The 16310-nt window shown below is 62.0% G+C and carries 11 protein-coding genes; 2 read left to right on the forward strand and 9 right to left on the reverse strand.

Annotated features, from left to right (window positions below; all coding sequences use genetic code 11):
- Positions 1-206: 206 nt before the first annotated feature.
- The 4 genes from tatC to DMP08_RS09960 all read right to left on the reverse strand — a co-directional run bounded on the left by tatC (position 207) and on the right by DMP08_RS09960 (position 3855).
- A complete protein-coding gene (gene tatC / locus DMP08_RS09945) occupies positions 207-1043 on the reverse strand; it encodes a twin-arginine translocase subunit TatC (RefSeq protein ID WP_123192739.1) in 837 nt (278 codons plus the stop codon).
- A 3-nt stretch (positions 1044-1046) separates the two neighbouring features.
- On the reverse strand, positions 1047-1904 hold the full coding sequence (locus DMP08_RS09950) for a Sec-independent protein translocase subunit TatA/TatB (RefSeq protein ID WP_123192740.1): 858 nt from the start codon (positions 1902-1904) through the stop codon (positions 1047-1049).
- A gap of 391 nt (positions 1905-2295) precedes the next feature.
- Positions 2296-2496, reverse strand: a complete 201-nt coding sequence (locus DMP08_RS09955) for a CASC3 protein CASC3 (protein WP_123192741.1) — start codon at positions 2494-2496, stop codon at positions 2296-2298.
- A gap of 3 nt (positions 2497-2499) precedes the next feature.
- A complete protein-coding gene (locus tag DMP08_RS09960; RefSeq protein ID WP_123192742.1) occupies positions 2500-3855 on the reverse strand; it encodes an amidohydrolase family protein in 1356 nt (451 codons plus the stop codon).
- A gap of 529 nt (positions 3856-4384) precedes the next feature.
- Here DMP08_RS09960 and DMP08_RS09965 point away from each other — a divergent pair.
- Entirely contained in the window at positions 4385-6655 is a 2271-nt protein-coding gene (locus DMP08_RS09965; RefSeq protein ID WP_161555458.1) for a TIGR04190 family B12-binding domain/radical SAM domain protein, read from the forward strand.
- A gap of 137 nt (positions 6656-6792) precedes the next feature.
- On the opposite strand, the gene DMP08_RS09970 is transcribed toward DMP08_RS09965, so the two are convergent.
- Positions 6793-8949, reverse strand: a complete 2157-nt coding sequence (locus DMP08_RS09970) for a HelD family protein (protein ID WP_244596924.1) — start codon at positions 8947-8949, stop codon at positions 6793-6795.
- Positions 8950-9107: 158 nt separating this feature from the next.
- Between DMP08_RS09970 and DMP08_RS09975 the strand changes: the two genes are divergently transcribed.
- Positions 9108-9854 (forward strand): ubiquinone/menaquinone biosynthesis methyltransferase, encoded by a 747-nt coding sequence (locus tag DMP08_RS09975; RefSeq protein WP_123192744.1) that lies wholly within the window; start codon positions 9108-9110, stop codon positions 9852-9854.
- A gap of 102 nt (positions 9855-9956) precedes the next feature.
- On the opposite strand, the gene DMP08_RS09980 is transcribed toward DMP08_RS09975, so the two are convergent.
- From DMP08_RS09980 to kdpB, 4 genes are all read right to left on the reverse strand, one after another.
- Positions 9957-10664: a response regulator gene (locus DMP08_RS09980; RefSeq protein ID WP_123192745.1), complete on the reverse strand. Its 708-nt coding sequence runs from the start codon at positions 10662-10664 to the stop codon at positions 9957-9959.
- Positions 10657-13452, reverse strand: a complete 2796-nt coding sequence (locus tag DMP08_RS09985) for a sensor histidine kinase (protein WP_123192746.1) — start codon at positions 13450-13452, stop codon at positions 10657-10659. Before DMP08_RS09985 ends, DMP08_RS09980 begins: the two co-directional genes overlap by 8 nt.
- A gap of 93 nt (positions 13453-13545) precedes the next feature.
- On the reverse strand, positions 13546-14166 hold the full coding sequence (locus tag DMP08_RS09990) for a potassium-transporting ATPase subunit C (RefSeq protein WP_244596925.1): 621 nt from the start codon (positions 14164-14166) through the stop codon (positions 13546-13548).
- 30 nt (positions 14167-14196) lie between these two features.
- Positions 14197-16275 (reverse strand): potassium-transporting ATPase subunit KdpB, encoded by a 2079-nt coding sequence (gene kdpB, locus DMP08_RS09995; RefSeq protein WP_123192764.1) that lies wholly within the window; start codon positions 16273-16275, stop codon positions 14197-14199.
- Positions 16276-16310: the final 35 nt, after the last annotated feature.

The following is a 16310-nucleotide window of genomic DNA, read 5'->3' on the forward strand; positions in this document are numbered from 1 at the left end:
CGAGGCCCGGCCGGAAGGCCCGCGCGCCCCGGGAGCCGGGGCCCGCCTCGCCATGCCCGAAGCCGGTCGCCCCATGCCGGAAAGCCTTCCGGCAGCCGCTTGACAAAACTATAGGAACACGTCCCTTCGTCTCATCCGACCCAGCATGCAAACGGCCCGCCGCGAGTGCGACGGGCCGTCATGGGCAACCGTAGAGTAGAGAGCCGTTACTTCTTGGCCTTCTTGGCCTTCTCCTTGGCCAATGCGGCATCTTGCGCCGCCTCTTCGGCTTCTTCGCGCTCGATCTCCTCGTTCTGCTTCTTAATGCGCTTGCTCAGAACGATGCGCGAGATAAGCAAGCTGACCTCGTACATGCCGATCATGGCAGCAAACATGAGCAGCATGGTGACCGGCGAAGCGTCGGGCGTGGCCATGGCGGAAATAACCATGAGCACCACGTAGACCATACGCCAGCTGCCGCGCAGCTTCTTGTACGGAATAACGTCGAAGATAACCAGATAGAACACAATCAAAGGCAGCTCGAACGCCACGCCGAAGCCCAACTCGAACTTGATGATCATGTCGATGTACGACGACATGCGCGGCGCAACGGTGCCCAAACCTGCCGCCTGGTCGGTCAGCCACTGGAACGCCGGGTTCAGGATGACCAGGTAGCAGAACACCGTGCCGAAGATGAACAGGGCCACGGCGGCGGCGAACGTGGGAATGAACCACTTGCGCTCGGTCGGCTTCAGCGCCGGCAGGAAGAAGGCGAGAATCTGCCACAAGATGACCGGAGCGCAGGCAACGAGCGAGGCCCACAGCGAAATCTTGAAACGCGTCGAAAACGCCTCGAAGGGATCGATGGCCTGCAACGACGCGAACCCGCTTGCATCTTGGGGCAAAAATTCGGCGACGGGCAACAGCAGGAACTGGCCCATGATAGGCGTCGCCATATAGAACACGACCACTGCAATAGCCAAGCAGGCGATGATGCGCACCAAGCGCATGCGCAGCTCGCCCAGGTGGTCGAACAGGGGCATACGCGCCGGTCCGATAGGCATGGCTTATTCCCCCTTCTCGTTCTTCTCGGCCGCAGCTTTGGCAGCTTCAGCGGCTTTCCTGTTCGCGGCGCGCGTGGCGGCGGCCTTCTTCGCCGCGGCCGAACGTGCGGCGGCTTTCTCGGCGTCGGTCTTAACGGCTGCGGGCTTTTTTGCGGCAGCAGGCTTCTTCGCGGCGGTAGACGCGGGCTTGGCAGCGCTCTTGGAAGAAGCCGGTGCGGTCGTCGACGGCTTCGTCGCGGCCTGGACCTTGGCGGGAGCGGCCGAAGCCGGCTTCGCAGCGGCAGCCCGAGCAGCAGCGGGCTTGTCGGCCGCCGGCTTTTTGACAACGGGATTCGTACCGTACAGCTCATCCGGAGAAGGCTTCGATTTTGCAGGGGCATCCGAAGCAACGGGCTTCGCAGACGCGGCTTCGGCGGGCTTCGGCGTCTCGAACGAACCGTCCGGCTTCGCAACCGGCTTGGCCGCTACGGCGGCAACCGGAGCAGCCGCAGCGGTGACGTCGGCAGCAACGGACGCAGAAGACTCCGCGGCCTTCTCGGCCTCGGCAGCCTTCTTGGCCGCGCGCTCCTTGTCGTAGCGAGCCTTGCGCTCCGAGAAGCTTTCGGCCTTCTCTTCCTTCTTGTCGTCCTTGCCGATCTCGGACACCTTCGACAGGGCCTCGAGCGGATTTTTGAACGGCTCGTCAGAGGTGGGGTCATAGACTTCCGTCTTGATAACCTTGTTCATCTCTTCCTGAGCGCTTCTGAACTTGCTGATTGCCTTCCCCAACGTCTTAGCCATTGCTGGCAGCTTATCGGGCCCGAAAATAAGGAACCCGAACAGCAGAATGAGGAATAGCTCGAATCCACCGATACCAAACAAAGCAAACCCCTTTGTGCGGTCTTATCATCTTCTCAACGCCGCGCCTCTGCGCGGCAACGATTTATAGTATCACAACCGTGCCCGCGTAAGGCAAAGGAGTCTACTTGGCAATAAAAAGTGCGTGAGAACTCCCCGGCATCGGGGCGTACCGAGCACGACGAGCACCGCGATTGCCGCAGCGGTAGCAATCGAACCGACGAAATCGAGGGACTCCCACCCCGCTCGACCTCTCGCAGCTCGCACCTAGACATAGAGCTCATGCGCTCTATGCCCGGAGTCGAAACCGGCCGACTCCTGCGGCGCGCACGCACGCAGCAACGCCAAAAAACGCACGGGGCGAACGCATGATGCGTCCGCCCCGCCTTCATCCGAACAACCCGGGAACCAGCGCCTACGCGCCGGTTCCCAAGAACGCAAGGGCAACCGTCGGGATGCCCAGCGCCAACACCAGAATCACGCATACCACGATGGTGAAGATCTTCTTGGTCTTTTCGGCAGCCTCGCGGCGCTCTTTGTCCTTGCGCTCGCGATCTTGCGCGGCCTTGATGCGGTCGCTCTTCTGCTTTGCCGTCAGCTTTTGATTCGTTCCCATGCTCTACACCCTCAACTTACCGCGAATCTCGATGACGCGGGCGATGTTCTTGGCAACTTCCACGCCCACGTTCCACTTGTTCTTCTCGTACAGCGAAACGCCGTCCACCATGGTCATGAGCACGTCCGAGCCGCTGCATGCGTTCACGACCGCCGAAACCGGATCGCTCGTGGGCGTTTGGTGCGAGCCCGACAGATCGAGCGCCACGATGTCGGCGCGCTTGCCCACTTCCAGCGAGCCCACCTTGTCGTCGAGCTTGAGCGCGCGGGCAGCCCCTATGGTAGCCATCTCCAGCATGGTCTGCGAATCCAGGAAGGTTCCCACGTTCACAGCGCGCTGCACCAGCATGCCGATGCGCATCTCGATGAGAATGTCCGTGGAATCGATGGCCGCAGGCGAGTCGGTCCCCAAGCCCATGCGCAAACCCGCACGCATGAACTTGTCGATGGGAGCCACGCCCATGCCCAACTGCGCATTGCAGCGCGGACACACGGCCACGCCCACGTCGTATTCCTTCAGCTTCTGGATGTCCTTGTCGTCAACGTGCACGCAATGGATGGCCAGCACGTTGTCGGATTCGAACGCGCCCCAGTTCAGCGCATAGCGGACCGGCGTGGTGCCCGTGGGAAGCCACGGCGGGATCTCGACGAAGCCGCGCTTCTGGTCCATCGTATGCACGGAGAACGGCGAAGATCCGTACTTGATGAAGTTGTACTCTTCGCGGTTGCCCGCCATATGCATGGCGACAGGGACGTTCTCGCGACGCGCGAACTCGGATATTTTGCCGAACACGGACGGATGGCACGCGTACATGGACGTAGGAGCCACGCCGATGGTGATGCGGTCGCCGTCCACTTCTTCGCGCCAGTGCATGATGTCGTTTTCCGCCAGGCGCATCGCGTAGTCCACGCGACGCTTGTCCATGGCGCCCACCTCGCGGTAGATGACGCTGCGCATGCCCAGCTTCTGCGTGGCCGTGCAAGCCGCGCCCGTAGCCGTGATGTCCGCGACGCACGTGATGCCGCTGGAAAGCGCCTCCAAGCCGCCCAAGATGGCGGAATCGTACCAGTCGCTCACGTCCATCTTCGCGCTTTTTTCCATCATGGACATGATCCACGTGGTGTAGGGAACGTCATGCACGATGCCGCGCATGACCGCGTTCTCAAGATGCGTGTGCAAATCGATCAGGCCCGGCATGATGGCGCCCATGCCGAAATCGACCACTTCCTCGTCGGGGTAGCGCAGCTTGAGCATGTCGATCGAACCGATGTCGCGAATAGCCCCGTCGCGAACGAGCACCGCGCCGTTATGCAACGGCTCGGACGTAATGGGAAGAACGTACTGTGCGCACAAGAGCATAGCTGCCCCGCCCTTTCTCCCGTAATTCATGCATTTTCGTGTAACGGCTATCATAGCATTCTCCAACCGCTCTTCTGCGAAAGCACACAGGGCAATCGGCGAGGTGCAGGGGCTTTGCAGAACGCGCAATCGTAGCGGCGCGAGGCGGGATTGCATTGAGCCGCCGGAGCCCCATCCTGTCAAAACGGACGAGTTTTACTGGTCCTCAAACAAGAATAAAACCAGGGTGCGGCTCGATGACCAGGCATAATGAGAAACGCTTGCCGGAAATCCGCGCCGCAAGGACGCAAACCCCCGCAAAACTCGTCCGTTTCGGCAGCGCGGCGACGGACCCGTATGCGCTCGTAAAGCTCGATCGATGCAATTCGCGGCCTCTTTGTTCGACAGGGGGAAGCTCGGGGGAGTTTCGCGGGAAAAGGAACCGGAAAGGAACGGGCGTAAGGCGTAAGGAAATTGCGCACAGATGCAAATTCGCATCTAAAAATTCGGTAAGCGCGCTATACTTCACGGCGGTATGCAAATATTGGACATGACATACATCCACGCGCCTGCGACGTACGATTTCCGCGAGCGCTCTATTATGTACGGCCCCGTCTCCGACATGGTGCCGTCTACCCCCATTTTCGAAATGTACCCGCTGGGGCTGACCACGCTGTGCGAGTACTTGGAGCGCCATGGCCTGCGCTCGCGCATCTACAACCTGGCCTCCATGATGCTGCACAAGAAGAACTTCGACGTGGAGAAGAACCTCGCGCGCCTGGAATCGCACATGTTCGGCATCGACCTGCATTGGATGCCGCACTGCCACGGCTCGGTGGAAGTGGCGAAAATCCTCAAGCGGCTGCACCCGCATGTGCCCATCAGCTTCGGCGGACTGTCGTCGTCGATCTTCCACGAGGACCTGATCAAGTACGACTGCATCGATTTCGTGTTTCGCGGCGACTCCACCGAGGAGCCCATGCGCATGCTGGTGGAGCGCGTGGCGCGCGCCGCCAAGACGCACACGCCGCTGGGCGATTTGTCGGACATCCCCAACCTCACGTGGAAAGATGCCGAAGGGTCCATCCACATCAACCCCTTGAGCTGGGTCCCTGACGACATGAACGCCATATCCATGGACTACGACTACCCCATGAAGGGCGTGCTGCGCCACCATGACATGACCAGCTACCTGCCCATGAAGGGCTGGCTGAGCTACCCCGTGACCGCCAGCCTGACCTGCCGCGGCTGCGCGCGCAACTGCGCCACGTGCGGCGGCAGCGCCTACGCGTTCAAGAACCATTTCGGGCGCCGGCGCGTGGCCTGGCGCGATCCGAAGCTGCTGATCCGCGACATCCAGCACGTGCAGGACCACATCTGGGGTCCCATCTTCGTGCTGAACGACTTCCTGCAAGCCGGCGAGGATTACACGCACGAATTCATCACGGGGCTCAAAGGCAAAGTGCACAACCCCATCGGGTTCGAGTTCTTCGGCCCGCCGCCGGGCGGCGACGAGTTCTACCAGCTGCTTGACAAGAACCTGGGCAACTGGTCGGTGGAGATTTCGGCGGAAAGCCACGACGACGACGTTCGCGCGGCGTTCGGCAAGGGCCACTACACGATGGCCGAGCTGGAAGAAACCATCGTGGACGCGCTTTCACACCCCAACTGCGAGCGGTTCGACCTGTACTTCATGACGGGCATTCCCAAGCAGACGGCGGCCAGCGTGCGCGAAACGGGCGCGTACGTGCAGCATTTGTACGAGCGCGTGAACTACGACCCGCGCCTGGTGGTGCTGACCAGCCCCATGGCGCCGTTTTTGGACGTGGGATCCATCGCGTTCGACAACCCGGAGAAATACGGCTACAAGCTGCGCGCCCGCACGTTCGAAGAGCATCGCGAACGCATGATCCTGCCCTCGTGGAAGCACATCATGAACTACGAGAGCATCTACATGAGCGTGGACGAGATGGTGGACGCCACCTACGATGCGGCGCTCGACCTCAATCGCATCAAGGGCGAGCACGGCATCCTTGACCCGGGCATGGCCGCCGCCACCGACAAGCGCATCCGGGAAGCGCGCGAGCAGATGAACCGCCTGGACGACGTTTTGTACAACGGCACCGGGCGCATCGATGCGCGACTGGCCACGCTCAAGGAGGAGTTCGAGCGCCTGTCCGAGAACACGGTTGCGGAAAAATCTGAGCTGAACTGGGCATTCGATGTAAAGCCCACGCATGCGAAGCACCTGGCAAAGCTCTGGTTCACCAACGAGCCGGCCAACGCGCTGGCCAAGCTGACTGGAACATGGCGCCCCGCAGCGAGCGATTTCGACTATCCTGATCAGGAAAACGGCGTGCTCTCCCCCGCTTGGAACGCCGACGGAACGGCCAACTGCACGTTCAAAGGGCTGGCCGTGGACGGCATCGCCGACGGGCGCGCTCTCTCGGACGACACGGGCGCGCAGGTAGCCGCGTTCGGCAGCGTGGTGGCACCGGGATTTTCCCAGGAGAACACGAACGAGGCGTTCGATGCCGCCAACGCGCATCTGGAGGCGGGGCGCGCGGGCACGGGCATCGAGGCAGGGCGGCATGCGGCCATCCGGGCCGAAGCGCTGCGCACGGTGGAACACGACCCCTTGCTCGAGCAGATGATGGCGGAAGAGCGCGAACGCGAGGAAGCGCTGGCGCGCGGAGAGATCGCGCGCACGGTGCCGCGCGACGCCGGCGGCCTTCAAGGCGCGGGCGGCGTCAAGGGCGCGCGCGAGGCGCGCAAGCTGGAGAAGCTCCGCGATCGCAAAGCGGAGAACCCCGCCAACTAACGACCCGTCCGCCGCCACGCGGCGCTCGACAACGAGCCGCACGGCGGAATCGCCCACCGAGGCGCCACGGCAAAAATCGCCGGAGCGCCCTTTTCTGTCAGGTCGCTCCGGCTCCTATGCCGGCGTCCCACGTTGCGCTAGCCGCGCTCGTCCTTTTTCAATAGCGGCGTCACTTCGCCTTTCGCCAGAAGCGTGATCCTGCGCGTAGCGCGCGATATCGTCGTATAAAGGCGGCGACGCGACAGCGGATCGTCCGAGAACGTGCGCTCGCTTGCCTCGGGCACGATCACGTGGTCGAATTCCAGGCCCTTTGCGAATTTGAGCGACGTCAGAACCACGCCGCTTCCCGGCAAGGTCCCTGCCGCATCGATGAGCGGAGGCGCGCCGTCGCCCAGCTTCTTGTGCAGTTGCTTGGCCTGGTGCTTTTGCGGCAAGATCACCGCCGTCAAGCCTTCGCCGACCGCAGCGGATTCGATCGCGCTCAGAAGCTCGCGTTCGCGCTCCTCGTCCGTGGCGCATTCGACGATGGCGGGGGCCACGTCCTCGCGGCGAATGGACGATATCCGCAACCGTTCCTCGTCGGTCAGCAAGCTGGCGAACAAGGCTGTGATTTCAGGCGAGGATCGATAGCTGGTCATGAGGCGGCATTCCTCCACCGACCCGCGAGCTTTCTGGAACACGGCTTTGACGTCGGAAAACGTTGCCGTATTCGGGCTGATGGCCTGGTTCTCGTCCCCCAACAACAAGAAATTGGCGCGGCGGAAATAACGCGCGAGCACCGTCAGCTGGGCCGCAGTGTAATCCTGCACCTCGTCGATCATCACGTACTTGGCATCCGGATCGCCCAACCCGGTGAGCGCCATCTTCAAGTACAGCCATTCCACGGGCACCAGGTTCTCCACGCCCAGCAGGCGCATGCCGATGCGATCGATGCGCAGCCAGTCGTCGTTCTCGACGGCTTTGCGCGCAGCGGCGTAGCGATCGTCCACATAGCGCTGCGCCCAGGCTCGCGCCTCATCTTCGTCCTGCGCATCGAACGTCTCGTGGAACAAGGCCATCTGCTCGTCGGGACTCAACGCTGACAGCTCGTCAAGCACCCGGTCGGAAGCCGCGATTTGCTTCAGACGCGCGTCCAAGCGACGGCTCAGCTCCTCGCGCATGAGCGACACCAGATGAGGGCCTGCGGGTATGTTCTTGAATTTGGCGGCCGCTTGAAGGATCTGCCCCACGGACAGCAAACGGTCTCCGTTGCAGTGGATCTCCCTGAAATCATGCTGGTCGAACGCGAGATCCGCACACGCCGCATCGATGCGATCAAGCCGGGCAAGCGCCACGTCCACCTGCCCTCCCGTACGATCCGGCGGCATGAGCATGTGCAGGAAATCGCTCCATGTAAGCAGCTCGGGATTGCGTTCTCCCAGGTCGGGAAGCACATCGTCGATGTAGCGCTGGAACACGGGATTGGGCGTGACGAGGAACACCTGGCTGGGGTCCAGGTTTTCACGCTGCTGGTAGAACAGGTAAGCGATGCGCTGCATGAGCACGGAGGTCTTGCCGCTGCCCGCGATGCCGTTCACCAACAAGGCCGGCACGTCCTCATGGCGGATGACCTGGTTCTGCTCTTTTTGAATGGTGGCGGTGATGGACTGCATCTTCGCCGAGCGCTGCTTGGACAGCGATGCCAGCAAAAGCGAGTCCTGAATGGCGACGGTCGTATCGAAATAGGCGTTGAGGCGGTCTTTTTCTATATCGAACTGACGGCGCAGTTTGAGGTCCACGTTGATGGTGCGGCCGTTCGCCCGATACGATGTGGGGCCGTTGTCTTGATTGTAGTACACCTCGGCCACCGGCGAGCGCCAGTCCACCACCAGTCGGCGGCAATCGTCGTCGGACACCCCGGCCGTGCCGATGTAGAGCTCTTTCGGGTCGTCCCCCGACTTGAACTGCAAGACCACCTTCGCGAAATACGGTTGCTTGAGCAGCAAGCCCACGCTGTTGAGCTTTTCGGCGTCCACGCTTTGAGAAATATTGTACGCGTCGATCACGCGGTTCACGGTTGCGAAGTCGGCGTACGTCTCCATGGCGTCGGCGTAACTGGCCAGGTTCACCGACAACTCGTCCACCATGGCAAGCTTGTCGGCAGCGGCGTCTTTGCTGTTCTTGTCCATCTTCGCCACCAAATTGGCGCCCATGGATTGCAGCGTGGCGTACGTCTGGGATAGATGACGCTGCTCGGCATGGAATACAGGATCTGCCGTCTGCGCGTCGTCGATGTGCGTGATGTCGTTGTGCAAGAGTGCTCCTTGATCGAATGTGCAAGGGGAGATTATACGGGTCTGTGCGCATGTTTCCCAGTGACTTCACGCTTCTTGCTGAAACCGTAACCCAGGGGCGGGCAGGCTGGCGTATACTGTGCTCTCGCACGATTCCCGACCACAACGGAGCACCCTCTGTGAGCATCGATACCGCCACCGGCAAGGAAGCGCCCGCGGACATCTCGTCCGCGCGCGTAAAAGACATCTTCTCCGCCATCGCTAAAAAATACGAGCGCTTCAACGCCGTTTCAAGCTTCGGCGCTTACAAGGCATGGCTGTCCGGCATGATGCGGCAAGCCCCCATCGACGCAGAGGCGGACGTGCTCGACATCGCAGGCGGCACGGGCGACGTGACGTTCGCCGTGGCGAGAGCGAAGCGTCCGCGACACATCCAATGCACCGATCTGGTGAACGAGATGCTCGACGTGGCGCGCATGCACTACGCCGACGGCAAAGCCGATGGCGTGCCCGTCGACTTCGAAGTGGTGGACGCGCAGAACATCCCGTACGCCGACGCAAGCTACGACGCGATCACCATGGCGTACGGCATCCGCAACATGCCCGAACGCGACCGTGCGCTTTCCGAAATGTTCCGCGTGCTGAAGCCCGGCGGATCGCTCGTGTGCCTGGAGTTCTCCACGCCGCCGAACGCGGTATGGCGCGCCCTGTACAATTTCTACCTGAAGCACCTGATACCCTTCTGGGGAGGCCTCATCACTGGCGACCGCGAGGGCTTCGTGTACCTGTCGCGCTCCATCAAGGCGTTCCCCGACCAGCAAGGATTGGCCGACATGATGACGCGCGCCGGGTTCGCGGACGTGACCTGGAAGAACTACACCGGCGGCATCGCCGCTGTCCACGTGGCGAAAAAACCGGAGGCGTAAGGGAGCCGCGCATTCGATCGAAGAATGAGACGAAGGGACGGGGTCAATGACTCATTTTCTGGCCTGCGGCCGAAAATGAGTCATTGACCCCGTCCCTTCGTCTCATTCGACGCGCATCATGCGGTAGCCTACGCCGACGTGGGTTTGGATGTAGAGAGGGTTGGCAGGATCGGGCTCGATCTTCTTGCGCAGGGTTGCCATGAACACGCGCAGCGACGAGCGGTCGGACGCCAAAGCGCTTCCCCACACCTCCTTCAACAGGTAATTGTGCGTGAGCACCTTGCCCGTGTTGCGCGCCAACAGGCACAGCAGCTTGTATTCGAACGGCGTGAGGTGCACCTCCTGGCCATCGCGCTTCACGCAAGCCGACGCGTAATCGATCGACAAGCCCCCGTTGCAGTACACCGCCTCTTCAGCATCGCCCTGCATAGCGCGCTCTCGATCAAGGCGCCGCAACGCAACGCGCACGCGGGCAAGCAGCTCGTCAACCGAAAAAGGCTTCACCAGATAATCGTCGGCCCCGGCATCGAGAGCCTCCACCTTGTCGGCGTCCTCCAGACGCGCCGACAGCACGATCACCGGCAGCGACGACCATCCTCGCAAGGTGCGAATAACGTCGACCCCATCGCCATCAGGAAGACCCAGGTCAAGAATCGCCAGATCAGGAGGCTGCGATGACAACTCCAGCAACGCCTGGGCAACCGTACGGGCCTCCTTGTGCACATACCCGTGCAGCTCGAGCGTCGTCGTCACCAAACGACGCACCGCAGCGTCGTCCTCCACTACTAAAATCCGGTACTCTTCAGCCACGCATGTCCTCCGTCGTTCGCGCCACCACGTCCTCGGCCTCTACGGCAGGCAGGGTGAACCAAAATTCGCTCCCATGAGGCTCGATGTTGCGCACCTGCAAAACCCCGCCATGAACCTCGACGATCGAACGGCACAGCGAAAGGCCCAACCCCATGCCTCGCTTGAAGTCGCCGCTCTTCCCGCCGGGCTTGCCCGTAGAGCCATTGTAGAACATGTCGAAGATGTGCTTGCTCTCCTCATCCGAAATACCCGGGCCCTCGTCCAGAACAGCGATGCGCACGCGCGGCGCGCCCCGCTCGACCACGCGAGTGGCGGTCACGGTGACGTGCCCGTCGGTCGGCGTGTAGGCAACGGCGTTGTTCACCAGATTGATGACGACCTGCACGATCAAACGCGCGTCCATGTCGGCCATGAGCAGCTCGTCTTCCAACTCGACGAGCAGTCGGCGCTCCGAAACGCGCCGGTCCACATGCTGCAAAGCCTCTTGAACCACGTCGCCCACCAATTCCGGCTGCACGGCCAGTTGCATCGTGCCGTTGTCGATGCGCGTGATGGACAGAAGGTTCTCCACCAGCGTGACCAACCAGCATGCGTCGTCGTGAATGTCGCGATACATATGCTGCTTCTGCTGCGGGCTCAGTGCGCCCCGGTCGTGCAGCAGCATGTCGGCATCTCCGGAAATGCTGGTCAGAGGCGTGCGCAAATCATGGGAAATGGTGCGCAGCAGATTCGCCCGCAGCGTCTCCTTCTCCATGCGCATCTCCATGCTTCGGCGCTCGTCCGCAAAGAGGATCTGCTCGGTCGCCTGGCCGCATTCATCCAGAATGGCAAGCAGCAGATTCTTCTCGAACGCACCGAAATCCTCTTCGCCATCGATATCGTCCATGGCAATGCCCGCCACGCCGAACACGACGTCTTTGGAGCGGATGGGCAAATACAGGCACTGCGAATCGGCCAGGGTGTCGGTCGTGGCACCGGCGCGCTCGTTGTTCAAAGCCGACCATGCGGCCACTGCGGCCTCCGCAGGCGAAGCAAGCGCCGATGATCCCGACGCGCCGCCAAGCGTTCCGGGCACGTCGTGAACCTCCGGATTGGCAAGGCGGCCGTCGGGCCCCATGCGATACATCACAACAGGTCGGTTCAAAAGCTTGATAACCTGTTCGGCCGCGAACCGAAAGCACTCGTCCGCACTGGAGGCCCCTTGCAGCTTGCGACTGGACTCCAGCAGCACCTCCATGCGATACGCGCGTCGCGCCGTGCTTTCGGCCTGGCGCTTCAATCGAATGGCCAGCGATGAAGCGGCGAACGTGCCGACCAGAAGAAACGCGAAAATGAACGGGTAGTTCAACCCCACCGCATGCAGCGTGAACCGCGGCACGGTGAAGAAGAAGTTGTAAGCGAACACGCTGCCCAGCGACACGAGCAGCGCATAGAAGAACCCGTCGGCGCGCGTGGCGATCAACAACGCCACAATGAGGTACAGCATGAGCACGACGGATCCCGCCAAACCCATTTCGTAGATAGCCAGGCCCAAGGCGGTGGCTGCGGAGATGGAAGCGAGCGCCCGCCATGCGTCGGACGTCGTGAAGCGAAACCCCGTGGCCTCGCGCAAGCGCCCGTACTGGGCGGGCAGGTCCTTGGTGGGAACCACGTCGACCACCGCTCCATGGGCAAGCTTCATCAAACGGCTCACCAAGTTCTCGCGCCCCCAGCCCAACGACTGAAGCCCGCCAATGGCGTTGCCCACCACAATATGGGTCACGCCAGCGGTTTCCGCATACTGTGCGATCTGTTGCGCGATGTCGTCGCCGAACAAGGTGACCACATGCGCGCCCAATTCCTCAGCCAAATCCACGTTGGCGCGCAAACGGCCCCGATGCTCGCTGTCCAGCTTCTTGCTCTGCGACGACTCCACCACAACCGCAGTGAAGGCGCCGTGGTACGATTCCGCCATGTTCGCCGCTGCGCGAACAGCCTTCACGTTGCCGGCGTAAGGGGTCACGTACACCAGCACGTCCTCCCCCGCCTCAACGCGAGCGCCCGATTCGCTGCACTCGGCCTTGCGTGTCAGCCGATCGGCCATGCGCCGCAGCGCGATCTCGCGCAGCGCCGCCAGGTTCTTGCGAGAAAAGAAATTGCCGAGCGCCGTACGAGCGCGTTCGGCCAAATATATCTTCCCCGACTCCAAGCGCTCGATCAGGTCGTCCGGCTCGATGTCCACCAACTCCACCGACGCCGCCTGATCGAAAATGCGATCGGGAATGCGCTCGGCAACGCTCACATGCGTGATGGCGGCTATCTTGTCGTTCAAGCCCTCAAGATGCTGGACATTCACCGTAGTGAACACGCTGATGCCGGCGCGCAGCAGTTCCTCGACATCCTGATAGCGCTTGCGATGGCGGCATCCCGGAGCATTCGTGTGCGCCAATTCGTCCACGAGGACAATTTGAGGATGGCGCTTCAGCACCGCATCGAGATCGAACTCGTGCAGGGTGATGTTCCGATGCCTGATCGCACGTGGCGGAACCTGCTCCAAGCCTTCCACCAGAGCCATGGTGTCCACGCGCGTATGCGGCTCCACATAGCCCACCACCACGTCGAAGCCCTTGTCAAGCACCGCATGCGCTTCTTCCAACATGGCGTACGTTTTCCCAACGCCCGCCGCGTAACCGAAGAAGATCTTGAGCTTGCCGCGCGTGTCGCCCTCGGCGGCTTCTTCTTCGACGATCTGCCGAAGAATGGCATCGGGGTCGCGGCGCGTTTCAAGATCGCCTATCGATGCAGCCATAACGTTCCTTCCAGCCAGGGAAGGGACGACCGCTCTTCGCGCCCGCCCCTTCGCCCATCATACCATGCGGCTTTTCCATTGCCGCAGCTTCCGTTACCGAACGGGCAGGATGCCGTCCAACATCAAGTTCACCTTGAGCACGTTCACGCGAGCATCGCCCAAAATCCCGAATTGAGGCTGCTCGGTGCACTGCTCGACGATGGCGCGGATTTCGCTTGCGCTCTTTCCCGTAGTACGGGACAAGCGCTCCACCTGGTATTCGGCTGCAGCCGGCGAGATGTGCGGGTCGAAACCGCTGCCCGATCCAGTGACCAGATCGCTGGGAATAGGCGTAGCGCCCTTTTCGGGATGGGCCGCATGCAACTCGTCCACACGAGCCTGCACCGTTTCGGCGAACTCGTCGCCCGCAGGGCTCATGTTGGACGGGCCGTACCACAGCACGTTGTTGCCATCGTTGTCGGTGAAGGTTCCCGTGCTGGGGCTCATCATGCGTCCCCACATATGCTTCTCGTCCGTGAACCGCTGAGCTACCAGCTCGCTGCCGTACTTCTTGCCGTCGACTTCAATGATAGAGCCGTTGGCTTGGTACGGGAAGAACAGCTGGGCCAACCCCGTGCACGCAAACGTGTAGAGCACGCCGCATATCACCGTGGTCACCAAAAAGAACAGCGCCGCGCTTCCCCATACCTTGGCTTGGTTTCCTCGTTTCATCATGATGCGTTCCTTTCGCTTAATGGTGTCGCGCTACGCAATGCCGAGCGCCGTGATGGCCATGTCGAGTACTTTGATGGCCACGAACGGCAGCACGATGCCGCCCAAACCGTACACCAGCAGGTTGCGCGTCAGCAGGCTCTGCGACGTGGCCTCGCGGTACTTCACGCCCTTGAGCGCCAGCGGGATAAGCGCCACGATAATGAGCGCGTTGTAGACGACCGCCGATAGAATGGCCGTAGTCGGGCTGGTCAAGTGCATGATGTTGAGCGCTTCCAAAGCCGGGTACAAGGGCACGAACAACGCAGGGATGATGGCGAAGTACTTGGCCACATCGTTGGCTATGGAGAACGTGGTCAGGCTACCGCGCGTCATGAGCAGCTGCTTGCCGATGCGCACGATGTCCAGCAGCTTCGTGGGGCTGGAGTCAAGATCGACCATGTTGCCGGCCTCTTTCGCCGCTTGGGTGCCGCTGTTCATGGCAACCGCAACGTCGGCCTGCGCAAGCGCGGGAGCATCGTTGGTGCCGTCGCCCGTCATGGCAACCATGTGGCCTTCGGCCTGGTACTGGCGAATGGCCGCAAGCTTCGATTCGGGCGTGGCCTCGGCAATGAAATCGTCCACGCCCGCCTCGGCGGCGATAGCGGCGGCCGTCATGGGGTTGTCGCCCGTGATCATGACGGTCTTGATGCCCATGGTGCGCAGATCGGCGAAGTTCTCCTTGATGCCCTGCTTGACGATGTCCTTCAGATACACCACGCCCAGAATGCGATGGTCGCGCGCAACCAGCAGCGGGGTGCCGCCCGCACGGGACACGTCCTCGACGGCGCGAGCGCATTGCAGGCTGTAGGTGCCGCCGTTCGCCTCCACGTACGCCTTCACGGCATCGGCTGCGCCCTTGCGGATCTCATGCCCGTCGAAGTTCACGCCGCTCATGCGCGTTTGCGCCGTGAACGGAATGGACGCCATGCCCGAGCCTTCCAGCACCCGCGCGCGGATATCGAACAGCTCCTTGGCCAGCACCACGATGCTGCGGCCCTCCGGCGTCTCGTCCGTCAGACTGGCCAGCTGAGCGGCGTCCGCCAACGCGCGCTCAACGGCGCCGTCAACCGGGATGAACTCCGCAGCCTGGCGGTTGCCCAGCGTGATGGTGCCGGTTTTGTCCAGCAGCAGCACGTCCACGTCGCCCGCCGCCTCGACGGCGCGACCGCTCATGGCCAGCACGTTCGCCTGATTGAGGCGGCTCATGCCGGCAATGCCGATGGCGGAAAGCAGCGCGCCGATGGTGGTAGGCGCCAAGCATACGAACAAGGCGATGAGCGAGGTGATGGTGATCGGGTTCGAAACGCCTTCTTGACCAGCGCCGAACCCGCTGAAGGCGAACAGGGACACAGACACGATCAAGAACACGATGGTCAGCGCGATGAGCAGGATCTCGAGCGCGATCTCGTTCGGCGTCTTCTTGCGCGCGGCCGATTCCACCATGGCAATCATCTGGTCCAGGAAGCTATGGCCCGCATCCGCCGTCACGCGCACCACCAGCCAGTCGGACAGCACGGTCGTGCCCCCGGTGACGGCCGAGCGATCGCCGCCGGCTTCGCGGATGACCGGCGCGGATTCGCCCGTGATGGCGCTTTCGTCCACCGAGGCGGCGCCCATGATTATCTCGCCGTCGGCAGGAATCTGCTCGCCCGCAGCCACGAAGAACAAGTCCTTCTTCTTAAGAAGGGCCGAGCTCATCTCTTCGGCACTGAGCCGGAAAAATTCGGCGGGATCCGCCATGTGCGTGCCCTTGGCCACCAAGCCCTCGTTGAGTTTGTGCGCATCCACGTCGCGCTTGGCGGCGCGCAAAGAGTCGGCTTGCGCTTTGCCGCGACCCTCGGCCAAGGCTTCGGCAAAGTTTGCGAACAGCACCGTCAGCCATAGCACCAGCGAGATCGCCAGAATAAAGCTGGGGTGCGCGTCGGAAATGCCGAACAGCGACAAAACGAACAGCGCAAGCGTCAGCACGGCCGAAATGTACACCATGAGCATGACCGGGTTGTTCGCCTGCTCGCTTGGCTTGAGTTTTGCAAACGCGTCGATCACGGCGCGCTTGGCAAGCGAGGCCATCGCACCATCGTCGCGCGAGGAGCCCTTGCCCTCGC

Origin of the sequence: Paraeggerthella hongkongensis, assembly GCF_003726035.1 — a bacterium.
Lineage (GTDB): Bacteria > Actinomycetota > Coriobacteriia > Coriobacteriales > Eggerthellaceae > Paraeggerthella > Paraeggerthella hongkongensis.